The organism is Pseudomonas sp. (assembly GCF_035554175.1).
Classification (GTDB): Bacteria; Pseudomonadota; Gammaproteobacteria; order Pseudomonadales; family Pseudomonadaceae; genus Aquipseudomonas.
On record NZ_DATMIV010000038.1, the window covers coordinates 1 to 17,657 of the forward strand.

At 60.6% G+C, this 17,657-nt stretch carries 10 protein-coding genes; 5 read left to right on the forward strand and 5 right to left on the reverse strand.

Annotation, left to right across the window (positions count from 1 at the left end; genetic code table 11):
• Positions 1–2,318, reverse strand: a 2,318-nt coding sequence (locus tag VNV36_RS17825; RefSeq protein WP_325719035.1) for a hypothetical protein, incomplete at its 3' end; no start/stop codon positions are given.
• Positions 2,319–2,418: 100 nt separating this feature from the next.
• Positions 2,419–5,049, reverse strand: a complete 2,631-nt coding sequence (locus tag VNV36_RS17830) for a hypothetical protein (RefSeq protein ID WP_325718966.1) — start codon at positions 5,047–5,049, stop codon at positions 2,419–2,421.
• 230 nt (positions 5,050–5,279) lie between these two features.
• On the opposite strand from VNV36_RS17830, the gene VNV36_RS17835 reads away from it, so the two are divergent.
• From VNV36_RS17835 to VNV36_RS17850, 4 genes are all read left to right on the forward strand, one after another.
• Positions 5,280–7,583: a YgiQ family radical SAM protein gene (locus VNV36_RS17835; protein ID WP_325718968.1), complete on the forward strand. Its 2,304-nt coding sequence runs from the start codon at positions 5,280–5,282 to the stop codon at positions 7,581–7,583.
• A gap of 409 nt (positions 7,584–7,992) precedes the next feature.
• Positions 7,993–11,268 (forward strand): transglutaminase family protein, encoded by a 3,276-nt coding sequence (locus VNV36_RS17840; RefSeq protein ID WP_325718970.1) that lies wholly within the window; start codon positions 7,993–7,995, stop codon positions 11,266–11,268.
• 88 nt (positions 11,269–11,356) lie between these two features.
• Complete coding sequence (locus tag VNV36_RS17845) at positions 11,357–13,843, forward strand: circularly permuted type 2 ATP-grasp protein (protein ID WP_325718972.1); 2,487 nt, start codon at positions 11,357–11,359, stop codon at positions 13,841–13,843.
• The gene (locus VNV36_RS17850; protein WP_325718974.1) at positions 13,843–14,733 is read left to right on the forward strand and encodes a transglutaminase family protein; all 891 of its coding nucleotides are present in this window, start codon (positions 13,843–13,845) and stop codon (positions 14,731–14,733) included. Before VNV36_RS17845 ends, VNV36_RS17850 begins: the two co-directional genes overlap by 1 nt.
• Positions 14,734–14,941: 208 nt before the next feature.
• Here VNV36_RS17850 and VNV36_RS17855 read toward each other — a convergent pair whose 3' ends face one another.
• Both VNV36_RS17855 and VNV36_RS17860 read right to left on the reverse strand, forming a co-directional pair.
• On the reverse strand, positions 14,942–15,130 hold the full coding sequence (locus tag VNV36_RS17855; protein ID WP_325718976.1) for a hypothetical protein: 189 nt from the start codon (positions 15,128–15,130) through the stop codon (positions 14,942–14,944).
• 68 nt (positions 15,131–15,198) lie between these two features.
• Complete coding sequence (locus VNV36_RS17860) at positions 15,199–15,786, reverse strand: cytokinin riboside 5'-monophosphate phosphoribohydrolase (RefSeq protein WP_325718978.1); 588 nt, start codon at positions 15,784–15,786, stop codon at positions 15,199–15,201.
• Positions 15,787–16,128: 342 nt separating this feature from the next.
• Here VNV36_RS17860 and azu point away from each other — a divergent pair, with 342 nt between their 5' ends.
• Positions 16,129–16,572: an azurin gene (azu, locus tag VNV36_RS17865; RefSeq protein ID WP_016771925.1), complete on the forward strand. Its 444-nt coding sequence runs from the start codon at positions 16,129–16,131 to the stop codon at positions 16,570–16,572.
• 257 nt (positions 16,573–16,829) lie between these two features.
• Here the strand turns inward: azu and nadE are convergent, their stop codons facing one another.
• Positions 16,830–17,657 (reverse strand): NAD(+) synthase, encoded by an 828-nt coding sequence (nadE, locus tag VNV36_RS17870; protein ID WP_071174248.1) that lies wholly within the window; start codon positions 17,655–17,657, stop codon positions 16,830–16,832.

Consider the following 17,657-nt stretch of genomic DNA (forward strand, 5'->3'; position numbering starts at 1 on the left):
GATTTGGACTTGCCTTTGCCCATCTGCTTGCGTTCAACGGTTTTGCTCACCGCAAGCTCCTTGCGATCGAGCAGGAAATTCAGGCGCATGATGTCCAGCACGTCCTTGTCCTTGTACATCCGCACCAGAATCTGCTGGCCATGCGTGGTCAATGAGTCGGCGGCGCGGCGCAACTGGCCGGCCAGACTGATGAGCATCCGGTCTTCGACATCGGTTTCGTGATTCTCCAGCTGTCGCGCCTGTCTGTTGAGCAAATCGGTCTGCTTGCCGAGGTCTTCGACAATCTGGGTGGGCAGTATTTTTTGCGCCTCCTGTGTCTGTGCGGTGGTCAGATGAGCGTCGACTCCGGCCAGTAGCCGCTGCGCCTCGGCAATCAGCTCTGGCCGCTGCGCTCTGGTAATCGGCGGCAGTACCGGCAGCCATTCGTCATCCACTTTTCTGTAGCGTCGGGGTGGAGAATCGGGGCGCAGCACATCGGGAACGTTGACCGTCACGGTACCGTCCGCAGCCGTTTCGGTTTCCCCGGCCAATACCCGATAAAGGCCGTGCTGGCGGGTCCGGAAGACTTTCCTGGTACGCGGCGCTGGAGCCTGAGGCTCGCTGACGGGTTGCGGCGGAATGAAGTCGAAGTCGATGTTTTCATCGAGGTTCGGCAACTCGGACGTATCGAGGGTTTCGTTGAGTTTTTGTTCAATCCTGTTCTCGATGGGATCGATCAGCGCAATGATTTCCTTAAGGTCATCGGCGTTGGGGGGATTCGCAGCATGCAGTGTTTCGAAACGGGCCTTGTCGGCCTTGATCTGGTCAAGGGCCAGCATTAGCGCCATTGAATGCTCGCGTTGCGGTGCGTTATGCAAATCTCCGGTGATCAGCTCAATGGCCGCGAGCGAAGGCATGGTCCTGTTTGGCGAATAATCGGGCGTGCCGGCAAACAAATGCACATAAAGCGTCAGCTTGTTGAAATTGACGCGCTCGATATCGGGCACCTTGCGCCGCAGTTCTTCGATTTCCGGAGCCGCGCCGGGAGAGGCCTTTTTGATTTGCGCCAACACAACCTCGCGCTCCTCGAGAAGTTTCAGTTTCCTGTCCAGATGCTGCAGGGTGATCCTGCAGCTGGCCTCACTCAGATCCGTCACGGTAGGCCTGACCCTGAGGTCCATGACGACCATGAGCATGTTGAGGTATTCCACACGTTCGATCCGGAAGGCGTGCAGCTCCCGCTTGAATAACCCGTTTGCCTTGATCATGGGCAGCCAGTCCCGGTTATCTACCAGTGATTGCACGAATTCAGTCAGTTTTGGGAGGTGTCTGTGCAGGTGCTCTTCAGCCTCAACCAGCACCTCTGTCCTGGCGGGGCCCTCGGGCAGACTGCGGGCCCGATTCCAGAGAATGTCGAACTGCGCGGCCGAGAGCCTGATTTCCGCATGGGCAATCCTGATGGGCTCGTAGCGCTGCGTAACAGCCGTGCGGTTGGCTTGCCTTGCCTCTCTGCGCCGCATACCGCCGCGCAGACCTGAGGCGAATGAAACCCAGGCGTTTTCCTCGTTGCGGGTGATGGCGCGGGTTTCGCCGCTGCGACTGCTGCGATAGATATTCGCGCTGTCGCTGGCGACAGGGTCCCCGGGATTGACCAGGCGCCACACCTTGCGCGTCGGGGTCGATGCATCAAGATCGTGCATGGCCTGATAGGCGTGGTTGTGAATCACCACATACAGCTTGCCGTCGTGGTGGAACACGCCGTCGCTGTCGGGTTCTGCAGCGCTGAAATCCAGCTCCGTGCGCAGGGCCTGCAGGCTTTTCTCGGTCAGCGGGGCGGTGCTTGCTTCAACGTCGTCGAGCGGATGCCAGAGCCCGCTCTCGCGGTCGCGCGCCAGCGCAGGTCCCGAGGGGCGCAACTCGCTGGAGAGTCGTGCCCGATACAGACCGGTATCCGGATCCGTACCGATCAGAACCGTGCCGCCATCGACCAGGTCGACGTAGCGGCGATTGTTGTATGTGCGAAAGCCATCGCTGTCGGCGTCCGGCAACGCTGCCACGCTTCTGATCCTGTAACTCTCCAGCGACGCCGTGACATCGGCAGTGATTTCAACGGGAGAGGGTGCCGGGTGAACGGTGACGGTCGGTGCTGGCAGCATTGTGTCCAGGTCGCTGTCACCCGAAAGCCGCGTTCGCGGATCCGGCTGATCAACACGATTCGAAGGGTCGAAAACCTGGCGGCCCAGGCTGTCGGAGCGAGGTGTGCCGCTGTCACCCGGTCGATTCGGACGCGGATGAACATCGACTGTAGTGGTGCCTTTGACAGGCAGTCTCGGTGACATTTTTTCTTCCTTGTGGTGTTGGCCATTTGCGCCCGGAAAGGACGCCAATAGCCGTTCGGCTTCATTGCCTGTTAATCGCCGTACAACAAAAATTGCGTATTTATTCGCTGGCCGCCGCGCCCTTGGTGGCCAGGTCGAAAATCCTTTGCGCCGCGCGTCCGTCGAAATATTCTCGCCAGATGGCAGTGTGTTTCCCGTGCGCCCTTTCTTCTCTTCGCTGTGATGAAGCGCCCTTGCGGCTTTGCTCAAGGGTTTTCAGGTGGGCGCCGCGCACGTTGAAATCAAGTTGGCCGGCGTTGGGAGTCGGGTAGTGAAAATGCGCTTCCCACAGGGGAGCAGCATTGGCAGCGTCGGTGAGCGAGTACATGTCGAGATACTCTCTGTCGCCGCCCTTGCCTCGTTTCAGTCGGTCAGCGATTTTCACTGCCCCAACATGACCTTTATCGATCAGATAAAGCAGGCGGTCGACGCACAGAAAATTTTTGTCCTTGTAGATCCGGATCCGAATGTTTTCGCCTTCGGCGCGCAGGCGAGCGCTGTCACGCTTCAGACGCTCGACAAGGGCACTGCGGTTGGCATCGGACAGTCCAAAACGCTCAAGCCGGGCGGCGGTTTCGTCCATTTTCCGGGCTCTGGCCTCGAGTTTCTCGACGATGTTGTCCGGGTTATATTTTTGCCGCTCTTCGTACAGGGCGTCATTCACGTGCGCGTCGGTTCGCTTCAGATGCTGATCGGCTTCAGCCATCAGCGTGGGTAAATCCTTGTCGGAAGTCGGCGTGACTGGCTGCCATTCACCGTCCCTTCGCTCATAGGTCTGAACCCGGCGCTCGGGATCAAGAGGGTTTCGCACATCAATGACAACTTCGTTTTGCGCGGTGCGTCGGGATTCGCCGACTTCGATCTTGTAGATACCGAGTTTCTTTACGCGGACGATGCGCTTGGGTCCGGGTTCGCGGCCGCGTCTTTCCTGCGGCGGAATGAATTCGAAATCAATCGGTTGGTCGTGACTCGACGGCGCTGAACGTTCGGTCTGTTGGTGGTAATGATTCAGCCGGGCTGCCAGTGTTTCCTCGAATATTTTCAGCTCTGCGATGATTTCATCGCGTGAGCTGACGTGTTCCGGTCCGGCTGGCAGGTCAAGTCGTTCGTACCAGTCGCGGATAGCGGCAAGCTCCCCGGACAGGCTGCTCATTACCGCCGGATGCGAGGTCTGCGGGATCCTGTCGAGTGCTCCATAGATGAAGGTTGCCCGCCCGAACTCGACTGCCAGATCAGAAGCCCGGGGGCTATCAACGCTTGATTGGGGATTATTCAGCATCAGGCTTTTGGCCAGGACCCACGAGGCAACGATGTCGAGGATATGCATGGGTGAAATGGCGGTCAGGCTCGCATCGTCTGGCGACAAGCCCCATTTTTTAACCAGGTCATCGGCAATTCGCTGGCGCTCTCTCATGCGACCGAGGATCTTGGACAACACGGTAACCGTCCGTGAGAGCCTGTGGGGCTGAAGGTCAAGCAGAGAGCCGTCGAGATCCTGGCGTGTCAGATTGCACTCAACAAATTGTTGATAGACATGCATTTTTCTTTTATTCAGCTCAATGATTTTTTGGTTGTAGACGCTTTTCTGTAGGAGTGGCTTTATTACTGATTTGTCGGCCTCGTAAAAGCTGAGGGCTTCTTCAAGAACTTGCAGTTCCTGTTTATTGTGCTTTTTGCGCGCGCTCAGTGCCTTTTTTTCACGGTTGACTCTTGCCGTTGGGTCACCTTCTGAATCCCTCGCCGTCTCCCATGCAGAGATCAGGTCTCGATTTTTCTGGTCATTGGCCAAGAGGGTCTGATTGATCTCTTTTATCTTTAGCTTTATTTCCATGAACTCAAATTCGGATCGTCCCGCTTGTGCCCGTCGCCGCATCCCGGCGGCACCCTTCACATTGATGCCCCGCCAGCCGTGGCGGGTATCGAATACGATGGGCTGCGAGCTGCCCATGCGGCTCCCCACGTAAATATTGTGTTCATGCAGCGAGACCGGATCCCCGGGCCGTACGATCCGCAGCACAACGGTGTGCGGTGAGGAGGCGTTGAGGTCATGCAGAACCTGATAGGCGTACTGCCCGATCTCGACATAGAGCTTGCCGTTGAAGCGATACAGTCCATCGCTGTCCGGATCGACCGTGGCGAAATGCAGATCGGTGCGATAGGCCTGCAGCCGAGCGTCGGATAATGAGTAGGTCGATGCCACGAAATCTTCAACCGGTTGCCACAGACGACTTTTGGCGTCGAACTGCAGGATCGGCCCCGAGGGATTCAGTTCGCTGGGCAATGTCGCTCGGTAATGACCGCTGTCCGGGTCCAGACCCATCTGTACGGTGCCGCCCTCCGGTACTTTTCCGTACTGGCGGCCCTTGAACGTTGAAATACCTTGGGCATCAGGTGCCGGGAGCGTCGCCAGCGAAGTGATCCAGAAGTCCTTCAGCGTCCGCTCGCCCACAGCAGGTGCTGGCGCGGAATCGCTTGTTGCGCTGACCGATACCCGCGGTGGCAGGGGCGTGATGGTATTGAGGTCAGGATCGGTCGCCGTGCGCGGCGTATCCGTTCCTGGCCGGTTGGGGAACCTGTTGACCAGCCCGCCGTCGCCAAGGGGCAGTTGCCCAGGCCGGGTTATCGGGTCTCGAGGACGCGGCACATGAACCGAAACAGTGGTAATGCCCGTGATGGGCGGTTTGATTGGCATTGCGTGTCATCCTTTAACGTTTCTCGCCGCGCCGTCCCGGGAGGGATGGCGCTGAGTGATCGGCTTCCTTGCCGTATCGTGCGTCGTGCGTTCATGTAAAACGGCTAATGTCCTGCAGGTTGGCGGGCCAGGGCAGCTTGATGGAGAAACCGACCACCGCCGTCGGAATTGGTCAAATTTTGTGCTATATTCCGCGCCCGCGATTTTTCATCTCAACACCGGTCGTCGACATGCAAGCAGCCAAGCCGTTATTTGACTATCCAAAATATTGGGCCGAATGTTTCGGGCCAGCGCCATTCCTGCCGATGAGCAGGGAGGAGATGGATCAGCTTGGCTGGGATTCCTGCGACATCATCATTGTTACGGGAGATGCCTACGTCGATCATCCGTCGTTCGGCATGGCGATCATCGGCCGACTGCTGGAGTCGCAAGGCTTTCGCGTCGGCATCATCGCGCAGCCGAACTGGCAGTCCAAAGACGACTTCATGAAGCTCGGCGAGCCGAATCTGTTCTTCGGCGTCGCGGCGGGCAACATGGACTCGATGATCAACCGCTACACCGCCGACAAGAAAATCCGCTCCGACGACGCCTACACCCCGGGTGGCATGGCCGGCAAGCGTCCGGATCGCGCCAGCCTGGTCTACAGCCAACGCTGCAAGGAAGCCTACAGGCACGTGCCGATCGTGCTCGGCGGCATCGAAGCCTCGCTGCGCCGCATTGCCCATTACGACTATTGGCAGGATCGTGTGCGCAATTCGATCCTGATCGACGCCAGCGCCGACATTCTGCTGTACGGCAACGCCGAGCGAGCCATCGTCGAAGTCGCCCAGCGCCTGTCGTGGGGCCACAGGATCGAAGACATCACCGATGTGCGCGGTACCGCCTTCATCCGTCGCGACACACCGCAGGGCTGGTACGAAGTCGACTCCACGCGCATCGACCGTCCGGGCAAGGTCGACAAGATCATCAACCCGTACGTCAATACGCAAGACACCCAGGCCTGTGCCATCGAACAGGAAAAGGGGCCGGTCGAGGATCCGCAGGAAGCCAGGGTCGTACAGATCCTGGCCAGCCCGCGCATGACCCGCGACAAGACCGTGATCCGCCTGCCGTCCATGGAAAAGGTGCGTAACGACCCGGTTCTGTACGCCCACGCCAACCGCGTTTTGCACCTGGAAACCAACCCGGGCAACGCTCGTGCGCTGGTGCAGAAGCACGGCGAGGTCGACGTCTGGTTCAACCCGCCGCCGATTCCGATGACCACCGAAGAAATGGACTACGTGTTCGGCATGCCTTACGCCCGTGTGCCGCACCCGGCGTACGGCAAGGAAAAAATCCCGGCGTACGACATGATCCGGTTCTCGGTGAACATCATGCGCGGCTGCTTCGGTGGCTGCACGTTCTGCTCGATCACCGAGCACGAAGGCCGGATCATCCAGAACCGTTCCGAAGAGTCGATCATTCGCGAAATCGAAGAGATCCGCGACAAGGTTCCGGGCTTCACCGGCGTCATCTCCGACCTCGGCGGCCCGACCGCGAACATGTACCGCATCGCCTGCAAGAGCCCGGAAATCGAATCCGCGTGCCGCAAGCCGTCCTGCGTATTCCCCGGCATCTGCCCGAACCTGAACACCGACCACTCGTCGCTGATTCAGCTGTACCGCAGCGCCCGTGCCTTGCCGGGTGTGAAGAAGATTCTGATCGCCTCCGGGCTGCGTTACGACCTCGCCGTCGAGTCGCCGGAGTACGTAAAAGAGCTGGTGACTCACCACGTCGGCGGTTACCTGAAGATCGCCCCGGAACACACCGAGGAAGGTCCGCTCAACCAGATGATGAAACCGGGCATCGGCAGCTATGACAAGTTCAAGCGCATGTTCGAGAAGTACACCAAGGAAGCGGGCAAAGAGCAGTACCTGATTCCGTACTTCATCGCCGCCCACCCGGGCACCACCGACGAAGACATGATGAACCTGGCCCTGTGGCTCAAGGGCAACGGCTTCCGCGCCGACCAGGTGCAGGCGTTCTACCCGTCGCCGATGGCCACCGCCACGGCCATGTACCACTCGGGCAAGAACCCGCTGCGCAAGGTGACCTACAAGAGCGACGGCGTGACTATCGTCAAGAGCGAAGAGCAGCGCCGTCTGCACAAGGCGTTCTTGCGGTATCACGACCCGAAAGGCTGGCCGATGCTGCGTGAAGCGCTGGTGCGCATGGGCCGCGCCGATCTGATCGGGTCGGGCAAGGATCAACTGATCCCGGCGCATCAGCCGGCGACCGACAGCTACCAGAGCGCTCGTCGCAAGAACTCGACACCGGCCGGCAGCCACAAGGTCGCCAAAGAGAAGACCACCAGGATCCTCACCCAGCACAGCGGTTTGCCACCGCGTGCAAGTGATGGCGGTAACCCGTGGGACAAGCGTGAACAGGCCAAGGCTGCGGCGTTCGCCCGTAACCAGCAGGCGGCCAAGGAGCGCAAGGACGCGGCCAAAGGCAAAGGGCCCAAGCCTGCGCGCAAGCCGGTAGTGCCGCGCTAAATACTGCTTGAGCTGAACAGAACGCCAACCTTCGGGTTGGCGTTTTGCTGATCGTTCCCACGCTCTGAACTGGGAACGGCTCCAGGGACGCTCCGCGTTCCAGCCTTCACCCGGTTTCAGGTCGACCAGAAAAAAGCGTGTTGAGGCGACTGGCCGCATCGCGAGCAGGCTCGCTCCCACAGGGGAACGCATTCCAGATGTGGGAGCGAGCCTGCTCGCGAAAGCGTCTGATCACACACAGCAAGAATCAGCGTCCGCAACATTTGCGTGCAACTGCGCCAAAGCATTTCCTCGCAGCGCCCGATTTTGGTGCTGTACTGCCTTGAGCATTTCGAGAAAGCGCACTGGCCTGTGCATGGCATAAGTCTTGCGCGCTTTCCTCTACGCCCAGGCTCGCAGGAGGCACGCCGTGTCGATTCATGTCGCATTGCATCACGTCACGCATTATCGCTACGACCGCGCTGTCGAACTCGGCCCGCAGATCGTACGCCTGCGCCCGGCCCCCCACAGTCGCACGCGGATTCTGTCCTACGCGCTGAAAGTCTCGCCCGAGCAGCATTTCATCAACTGGCAGCAAGACCCCCAGGGCAATTATCTGGCGCGACTGGTGTTCCCGGAGAAAACCGAAGAGCTGCGCATCGAAGTCGACCTGCTCGCCGAAATGGCCGTTTTCAATCCGTTCGACTTCTTCCTCGAACCGTACGCCGAGAAGATTCCGTTTGCCTATGCTGCCGATGAGCGCAAGGAGCTGGCGCCGTACCTTGAAACCCTGCCGCTGACCCCAACCTTCAAGGCCTACCTCGACGGCATCGACCGCACACCGCTGCCTGCCGTGGATTTTCTGGTGGCGCTCAATCAGCGTCTCAGCGAAGACATCGGTTACCTGATCCGCATGGAGCCGGGCGTACAAACCCCTGAGTACACCCTTGAGCACGCCTGCGGTTCCTGCCGCGATTCGGCATGGCTGCTGGTGCAACTGTTGCGCAATCTGGGCCTGGCGGCGCGGTTTGTCTCCGGCTACCTGATTCAACTGACCGCCGACGTGAAAAGCCTCGACGGCCCGACCGGCACCGACGTCGATTTCACCGACCTGCATGCGTGGTGCGAGGTGTATCTGCCCGGCGCCGGCTGGATCGGCCTGGATGCCACGTCCGGGTTGTTCGCCGGTGAAGGGCATATCCCGTTGGCCTGTAGTCCCGATCCGTCGTCAGCGGCGCCGATCAGTGGTCTGGTCGAGCCGTGCGAAACGCGGTTCAGCCATGAAATGTCGGTCGAACGAATCTGGGAAGCGCCGCGCGTCACCCAGCCTTACACCGATGAACAGTGGCGGGCGATCCAGGCGCTGGGCCGGCAGATCGACGCCGATCTGCTCGAAGGCGACGTGCGCCTGACCATGGGCGGCGAGCCGACCTTCGTGTCCATCGATGACCCGGACGGCGCTGAATGGAACACCGCCGCGCTGGGGCCGGACAAGCGTCGGCTGTCCGCCGAACTGTTCCAGCGCCTGCGCAAACAGTACGCGCCGCAGGGGCTGGTGCATTTCGGCCAGGGCAAGTGGTATCCCGGCGAGCCACTGCCGCGCTGGTCGCTCAATTGCTACTGGCGCCGCGATGGTCAGGCGATCTGGCACAACGACGCATTGATTGCCGACGAACAACAGGATTACGGCGCCGACGGCGAACTGGCCGGCCGCTTTCTGGCCAGCGTCGCCGAGCGGCTGAAGTTGCCTGCGCGCTTCGTGTTTCCGGCCTATGAGGATCATTTCTACTATCTGTGGCGCGAGGGCGCGTTGCCCGGCAACGTCAGCGCCGAAGATTCGCGTCTGGAAGAACCGCTGGAGCGCGCCCGGCTGCGGAAAGTCTTCAGTCAGGGCCTGAACAAGGTGATCGGCCAGGTGCTGCCGCTGGCGCGCACAGCCAAGGGCGATCGATGGCAGAGCGGGCGCTGGTATCTGCGCGATGAGCACTGCCGGCTCGTCCCGGGGGATTCGCCGTTGGGCTATCGCTTGCCGTTGGCGTCGCAGCCGTGGGTGAAAGCGGCGGAATATCCGTTCATCCATCCCAACGACCCGAATCAGGACTTTCCCGAACTGCCGGATCCGGCGCAGCTCGGTGTGCACGGCGAACCTGCTGCGCTGGATGAGAGGGTGCCGAAAATCGATGAGTCCGCCGACTGGCTGACCCGCACCGCATTCTGCGCCGAGGCTCGTGAAGGACGGCTCTATCTGTTCATGCCACCGCTGGAGCGGGTCGAGGATTATCTGGAACTGGTCTCGGCCATTGAGGCCACCGCTGAAGAACTGCATTGCCCGGTGCTGCTGGAAGGCTATGAACCACCAAGTGATCCGCGCCTGAGCAATTTCCGCATCACTCCGGACCCGGGCGTGATCGAGGTCAACGTGCAGCCATCGGCGACCTGGGACGAGTTGGTCGAGCGCACCGAGTTTCTTTATGAACAGGCGCGGCAGACGCGCCTGACCACCGAGAAATTCATGATTGACGGGCGCCACACCGGCACCGGCGGCGGCAATCATTTCGTCCTTGGCGGCGCGACGCCGGCGGATTCGCCGTTTCTGCGCCGGCCCGATCTGCTGCGCAGCCTGATCAGTTACTGGCACCACCATCCTTCGCTGTCGTACCTGTTTTCCGGGCTGTTCATCGGCCCGACTTCCCAGGCTCCACGGGTCGACGAGGCGCGCAATGACAGCTTGTACGAACTGGAAATCGCTTTCGCGCAGATGCCCGAACCGGGTGAGGAATGCGCCCCGTGGCTGATCGATCGACTGCTGCGCAATCTGCTGATCGACGTCACCGGCAATACTCATCGCGCTGAATTGTGCATCGACAAACTGTATTCGCCGGAGGGCGCCACCGGGCGTCTCGGTCTGCTCGAGTTGCGTGCGTTCGAAATGCCGCCCCATGCGCGCATGAGTCTGGCCCAGCAGTTGTTGCTGCGGGCGTTGGTTGCGCGCTTCTGGCGCGAGCCGTATGCGCCGGCGAAACTGGCGCGCTGGGGCACCGAGCTGCACGACCGCTTTCTGCTGCCGCACTTTATCGAGCAGGATTTTGCCGACGTCATCGTCGAACTCAACAGCGCTGGTTATCCGTTGCGCGCGGAGTGGTTCGCCGCGCATCTGGAGTTTCGCTTCCCCAAGATCGGCGATTACGCGGTCAATGGCATCGAGCTGGAACTGCGCCAGGCCCTCGAACCGTGGCACGTGCTGGGCGAGGAGGGAACGGCGGGCGGCACGGTGCGCTACGTCGACTCATCGTTGGAACGGTTGCAGGTCAAGCTCAACGGCCTGCCGCCACAGCGTTACATGCTGACATGCAATGGTGTCGCGGTGCCGTTGCATCCGACCGGGCGGGTGGGCGAGTTCGTGGCCGGCGTGCGTTTCCGCGCCTGGCAACCGGCCAACTGTCTGCACCCGACCATCGCGGTGCACGCGCCGCTGGTGTTCGACCTGCTCGATACCTGGATGGAGCGTTCGCTGGGCGGTTGCCAGTATCACGTCGCCCATCCCGGCGGGCGCAATTACCAGACCTTGCCGGTCAATGCCAACGAAGCCGAGAGTCGGCGCATGGCGCGGTTTTTCCGCCTCGGACATACACCGGGGAAACTTCCGATACCCAAAGTCGAAATCAGTGACGAGCTGCCCATGACCATTGATTTGCGACGTTTCTGAGTCTCGCGTGACACGTGGATTTTTCGTATATCCGCGCGTCATGTGCCTGCGTTAGTCTGACCGTTCCCTGCTGTCTGCCGAGTTTTCCATGCCTGACCTGCTAGACCGCTACCCGCTGACGGCGGGCACTTATCATGAACTGCTCGACGGCAGCGGCGCGGTGCGCCTGCATTGGCAGCGACTGTTCGATCAGTTGCAGCGCAGCAGCCCGGCACAACTGGTGCAGCGCCAGGCATTGCTGGCGCGGCAGATTCAGGAAAACGGCGTCACCTATAACGTCTATGCCGACCCCAAGGGCGCTGATCGGCCGTGGGAACTGGATTTGTTGCCCCATGTGATCGCGGCGGATGAATGGCAGCAGTTGTCGGCCGGCATCGCCCAGCGCGCCCGCTTGCTCAACGCCGTGCTCGCGGATCTGTACGGTCCGCAGCGATTGATCCGCGAAGGCCTGCTGCCAGCCGAGCTGGTGTTCGGGCACAACAATTTCCTCTGGCCCTGTCAGGGCATCACGCCACCGGAGTCGACTTTTCTGCACCTGTACGCGGTCGATCTGGCGCGCACGCCGGACGGCCGGTGGTGGGTCACCGCCGATCGTACCCAGGCGCCGTCCGGCGCCGGTTATGCGCTGGAAAACCGTACCATCGTCTCCCGGGCTTTCCCCGAGCTGTACCGCGATCTGAAGGTGCAGCATCTGGCCGGATTCTTCCGCACGTTGCAGGAAACCCTGGCGCGCCAGGCGCCCGATGGCGATGACGCTCCATTGGTGGTGCTGCTGACGCCGGGGCGTTTCAACGAAAGTTATTTCGAGCATCTGTATCTGGCCCGCCAGCTCGGCTACCCGTTGGTCGAGGGCGGCGACCTGACCGTGCGCAACGCCACGGTGTACCTGAAAACCCTCAGCGGCCTGCGCCGGGTGCACGCGATCATGCGCCGGCTCGACGATGATTTCTGCGACCCGCTGGAGTTGCGTACCGACTCGGCACTCGGCGTCCCCGGCTTGCTCGAAGCGGTGCGTCAAGGGCGGGTGCTGGTGGCCAATGCGCTGGGCAGCGGTGTGCTGGAATCGCCGGGGTTGCTGGGGTTTCTGCCGAAGATCAATCAATTGCTGTTTGACGAAGAACTGATCCTGCCGTCCATCGCGACCTGGTGGTGCGGTGAAGCGCCAGTGCTGGCGCAGGCGCTGGAAAAACTTCCGCAGCTACTGATCAAACCGGCATTCCCGTCGCAAAGCTTCGCGCCTGTGTTCGGTCGTGATCTGAGCGACAGCCAGCGTCTGGAGCTGGCGCAACGCATGCAGGCGCGGCCATATGCCTATGTCGCGCAGGAACTGGCGCAACTCTCGCAGGCGCCGGTCTGGCAAGCCGAGGGTGGTCACTTGCAGCCGCGGGCCATCGGCATGCGCATGTACGCGGTGGCCAGTCACGACGGCTACCGTGTGTTGCCCGGTGGTCTGACGCGGGTAGCGGCCGATGCCGACGCCGAAGTGGTATCGATGCAGCGCGGCGGGGCAAGCAAGGACACCTGGGTGCTGGGCGACCGTGCGCCGAGTGGCGAGCAGTGGAAAGCGCAGCGCAACCTCGGCGTGCATGATCTGGTGCGGCGCGATCCGTACCTGCCTTCGCGGGTGGTGGAAAACCTGTTCTGGTTCGGCCGTTATTGCGAACGCTGTGATGACAGCGCGCGGCTGTTGCGGATCATGCTTGCGCGCTATGTCGATGGCGATGATCCACAAGCGCTGCACGCCGCGGTCGATCTCGGCGAACGACTGGCGCTGCTGCCGGACGAAGGCGAATTGCCGCAGCGTCTGCTCGCGGCACTGCGTGGCGAAGACTGGTCTTTCAGCCTGCGTTGCAACTTGCAGCGCTTGCAGTGGGCCGCGTCGCAAGTGCGCGGCAAGCTGTCCCGGGAGAACTGGCAGGCGCTGGTCGAGCTGCAGCGCGAAGCGATCGAGCTGGAAGTCGACGAGCCGGATTTCGGCGAACTGCTGGATTTCCTCAATCGCCTGGTGATGTCGCTGGCGGCGCTGTCAGGATTTGCGCTGGATGACATGACCCGCGACGAAGGCTGGCGCTTTCTGATGATCGGCCGGCGCATCGAGCGCCTGCAATTTCTCAGTGGCAGTCTGGCTGCGTTTCTGCGCGGTGCCGGTGCGTTCGACCAGGCGGGGCTGGAGTGGTTGCTGGAGCTGGGTAACAGCAGCATCACCTATCGCTCGCGGTATCTGGCCGTGGCGCAATTGATTCCGGTGCTCGATCTTCTGTTGCTCGATGAGCAGAATCCCCACGCGGTGTTGTTCCAGTTGAAACTGGTCACTCGCACCCTGAAACGCTTGAACGACGATTTTGCAGCGCCCCGCGAGACCGGGCTGCCGCAACTGGTCGAGCGCCTGTCGCGGTTTGATCTGGGCTGTCTGGAAAACCCATTGTTCGGCAAATCCAGCGTCCGGGCTGCGCTCGACGGTCTGGCGGATCTGCTGCAGGAGATTGCCGAAGCCAGCGGGCAAGTCTCGGATCGTCTGGCCCTGCGCCATTTCGCCCATGTCGATGATGTCAGCCAGCGTACGGTGTCCGTCTGATGAGCGCTCGTTACCAGATATTCCACGACACCTGTTATCACTACGACAGCCCGGTTTCCCTCGCGCAGCAGCTGGCGCACTTGTGGCCGCGTGAGTGCGGTTGGCAGCGCTGCACCGAGCAGCAACTGCTGATCAGTCCCGTGCCGACCATGCGCCGCGATGAGCTGGATGTGTTCGGCAATCCGCTGACCCGGCTGGCATTCGAACGGCCCCATGACCAATTACAGGTCAACGCACGGCTGACGATCGAGGTGCTGGCGCGACCGGTGCTGGATTTCAATCAATCGCCGCCGTGGGAACAGACCCGCGATGCGCTGACCTACAGCAGCCAGCCGTTGTCCGCCGACTTGCTCGAAGCCTGTCGCTACCGGTTCCAGTCGCCTTATGTGCATTTGAAGCGCCGCTTCGTCGAGTTTTCCCACAGCTGTTTCCCCGCAGGCCGGCCGCTGTTGCTGGGCGTGCAGGACTTGATGCAGAAAATATTCAGCGAATTCACCTTCGATGCCGAAGCCACCCAAGTGGCGACGCCGCTGGTGGAAGTGCTCGAACGTCGGCGCGGCGTCTGTCAGGACTTCGCCCATCTGATGCTCGCCTGCGTGCGCTCGCGCGGGCTGGCGGCACGTTACGTCAGTGGCTACCTGCTGACCCAGCCACCGCCGGGGCAGCCACGCTTGATCGGAGCTGATGCCTCACATGCGTGGGTATCGGTGTTCTGCCCGGTGCTGGGTTGGGTGGATTTCGACCCGACCAATAACGTGCAGCCGGCGCTGGAACACATCACGTTGGCGTGGGGTCGGGATTTTTCCGATGTATCGCCGTTGCGCGGGGTGATTCTCGGTGGCGGTAATCACGACCCGGAGGTGCGGGTTACCGTGATGCCCCAGAATTGATGAGTTTTCAAATGTGGGAGCGAGCCTGCTCGCGAAAGCGTCGGTCAGCCAGTTCATTTGAAACTGATACACCGCTTTCGCGAGCAGGCTCGCTCCCACAGGGGATTTTAGTGTGTCATGGGAAACGAGGTTGTGAGGGCCGGCGGCAAAACTGCCAGCCCCGTCACAAATCCGCAGGGCCTGATTCGATCATCAAACCCGGTGGGGCTCAGACGCCGGGCGTCTGATCTTTCGGTGCATCGGGTGCATCAACATCATCATCTGCCGCCACTTCACCGTCAGGGTTCAGTGCCGCTTCTTCAGCGGTTTGCTTCTTGCGCTGAAGCTTTTCCTCTTTCTTCTGTTCCTTTGCCAGGTCTCGTTGACGTTTGGCGAAGGAGTAATTGGGTTTGGCCATGGGCGATCCTCTTGGGTCGAAGGTGAGGTTGAGCGGCGCGTATTCTGCCCTGTATCGGTGTCGGGGGGTTAACCGGGTTTCTGGTCAACCCACTTGGGCGTGACGGTCGGCCGCCACTGATCGAGGGCGTCGAGCAGGGAATCTGGCGATTCGCTCACTTGCAGCATGTCACGGTGTGGCGCGCGAACGAAGCCTTCGCCGACGATATGATCGAGAAAAGCTGTGAGTTTGCTGTAGAAACCGTTTACTTCCAGCAGCCCCAGCGGCTTGCCGTGGTAGCCGAGCTGACCCCAGGTCCAGACCTCGAACAACTCCTCCAGCGTGCCGAGGCCGCCGGGCAGGGCGATGAACGCATCGCTGAGTTGGGCCATCCGCGCCTTGCGCGCGTGCATGCCGTCGACCACTTCAAGGCGAGTCAGGCTTTTGTGGCCAATCTCCTTGTCCATCAGGCTTTGCGGGATGATGCCAATCACTTCGCCGCCAGCCGCGAGGGCAGCGTCGGCGACAATGCCCATCAATCCGACGGCTCCTCCACCATAGACCAGCGTCAACTTGCGCTCGGCCAGCGCCCGGCCAAGCGCGACGGCGGCTTCGCTATAGGCGGGAACGGTACCGGCGTTGGCACCGCAAAACACACAAACGGATTTCAGCGACATGCGTTACTCCTGAGTCGATCATTCTCACAGGGTAATGGCTGGCACACCGCGCTCCAAGGACTAAACTTCGCGTTCGGGGGATTCGAAGGTGCCGCTGGCGCCACAGGCGTAGGCGGCAAGCAAGCTGCACAACAGACCGTTAAAGAACATGACAGGCACTCCGTTTCAGTAGATGGGCCGATCATAGGATGGGCCTGGTGAAATGGCCGTTAGATTGTGTCGATGAGTGTCATAGCCTGAAAGTTGTATACAATTTTTGACTCAAGTCATATGAACTTGCGAAGATTTCAGGCAGTCTTTCCACCACTAGTGTTTTTGTTAACCCTGCCTTGGAGATTCACCATGTTTTCCAAAGTTGTTGCGGTATCCCTGCTGGCGCTGGCCAGCAGCCAATTGATGGCTGCCGAGTGCAAAACCACCGTTGACTCCACCGATCAGATGTCCTTCAACACCAAGGAAATCGTGATCGACAAGAGCTGCAAGACCTTCACCGTCGAACTGACCCACTCCGGCAGCCTGCCGAAGAACGTCATGGGCCATAACCTGGTGATCAGCAAAGAAGCGGACATGCAGCCGATCGCTACCGACGGTCTGGCCGCCGGTATCGACAAGAACTACCTGAAGGATGGCGACGCGCGCATCATCGCCCACACCAAGATCATCGGCGCCAAGGAAACCGATTCGGTGACTTTCGACGTTGCCAAGGTAGCTGACGGTGGCTACGGCTTCTTCTGCTCGTTCCCTGGCCACATCTCGATGATGAAAGGCACCATCGTCGTCAAGTGATTCAGGCACAAAAAAAGCGTCCCCCGGGACGCTTTTTTTGTGTGTAGGAGCTGCCGAAGGCTGCGATCTTTTGATCTTGATCTTGATCTTGATCTTGATCTTGATCTTGATCTTGATCTTGATCTTGATCTTGATCTTGATCTTGAAAGCAAGATCAAAGATCGCAGCCTCGTTGCACTCGTCAGCTCCTACAGGCTCCTACAGGCTCCTACAGGCTCCTACAGGCTCCTACAGGCTCCTACAGGCTCTTGCAGGATTCAGGGCGCGAACGGCATGACGCGCTTGTGATGGGTCTTGTTGTACGTATCGACGATGATCTTCGCCGCCTCGTCCCGCACCGTTTCACCGTGCAGAAACGCATCGATCTCGGCATAGGTCACGCCGTGGGCCGCTTCGTCCGGCTTGCCCGGCGACAGGTCTTCCAGATCCGCCGTAGGTACTTTCTCGACCAATGACTCCGGCGCACCGAAGCTGCGGGCAATCGCGCGAACCTGATTTTTTACCAGTCCGCTGAGCGGGGCGAGGTCGCAGGCGCCGTCGCCGAATTTGGTGAAGAAGCCCATCACCGCTTCCGCCGCGTGGTCGGTGCCGATCACCAGACCGCCAGCCACTCCGGCAATCGTGTACTGCGCAACCATGCGCATCCGCGCCTTGGTGTTGCCCAACACGAAATCCACCGACGCCGCCGGTTTGCCTTCGAAAGCCGATACCTGAGCGGCGAGCGCTTTAACCGCTGGACCGATATTGACCGTGTGAATCTCGTCCGGGGCGATGCAGTCAAGCGAGGCCTTGGCATCGTGTTCATCGAACTGGGTTTCGTAAGGCAGGCGCACGGCGATGAATTTGTAGCGGTCGTCGCCGGTTTTTTCGCGCAGTTCACGCACTGCGCGCTGGGCCAGCAGGCCGGCGGTCAGTGAGTCGACGCCGCCGCTGATGCCCAGCACCAGTGTCTTCAGGCCGGAATTGACCAGACAATCCTGAATGAACGTCAGGCGGCGGGCGATTTCGGCCTGTAGAGCCTGATCGTCGGCGAATGGCGGTTGCACCTTGAGCTGCTCAGCAATCTCACGCTGTACGGCTTGCAT

Bases quoted from the DNA above. Each gene is read 5' to 3' on its own strand.
- VNV36_RS17835 (WP_325718968.1), top strand. From the start codon at position 5,280: ATGCAAGCAGCCAAGCCGTTATTTGACTATCCAAAATATTGGGCCGAA.
- VNV36_RS17855 (WP_325718976.1), bottom strand. From the start codon at position 15,130: ATGGCCAAACCCAATTACTCCTTCGCCAAACGTCAACGAGACCTGGCA.
- azu (WP_016771925.1), top strand. From the start codon at position 16,129: ATGTTTTCCAAAGTTGTTGCGGTATCCCTGCTGGCGCTGGCCAGCAGC.
- nadE (WP_071174248.1), bottom strand. From the start codon at position 17,657: ATGCAAGCCGTACAGCGTGAGATTGCTGAGCAGCTCAAGGTGCAACCG.
- VNV36_RS17845 (WP_325718972.1), top strand. From the start codon at position 11,357: ATGCCTGACCTGCTAGACCGCTACCCGCTGACGGCGGGCACTTATCAT.
- VNV36_RS17860 (WP_325718978.1), bottom strand. From the start codon at position 15,786: ATGTCGCTGAAATCCGTTTGTGTGTTTTGCGGTGCCAACGCCGGTACC.
- VNV36_RS17850 (WP_325718974.1), top strand. From the start codon at position 13,843: ATGAGCGCTCGTTACCAGATATTCCACGACACCTGTTATCACTACGAC.
- VNV36_RS17830 (WP_325718966.1), bottom strand. From the start codon at position 5,049: ATGCCAATCAAACCGCCCATCACGGGCATTACCACTGTTTCGGTTCAT.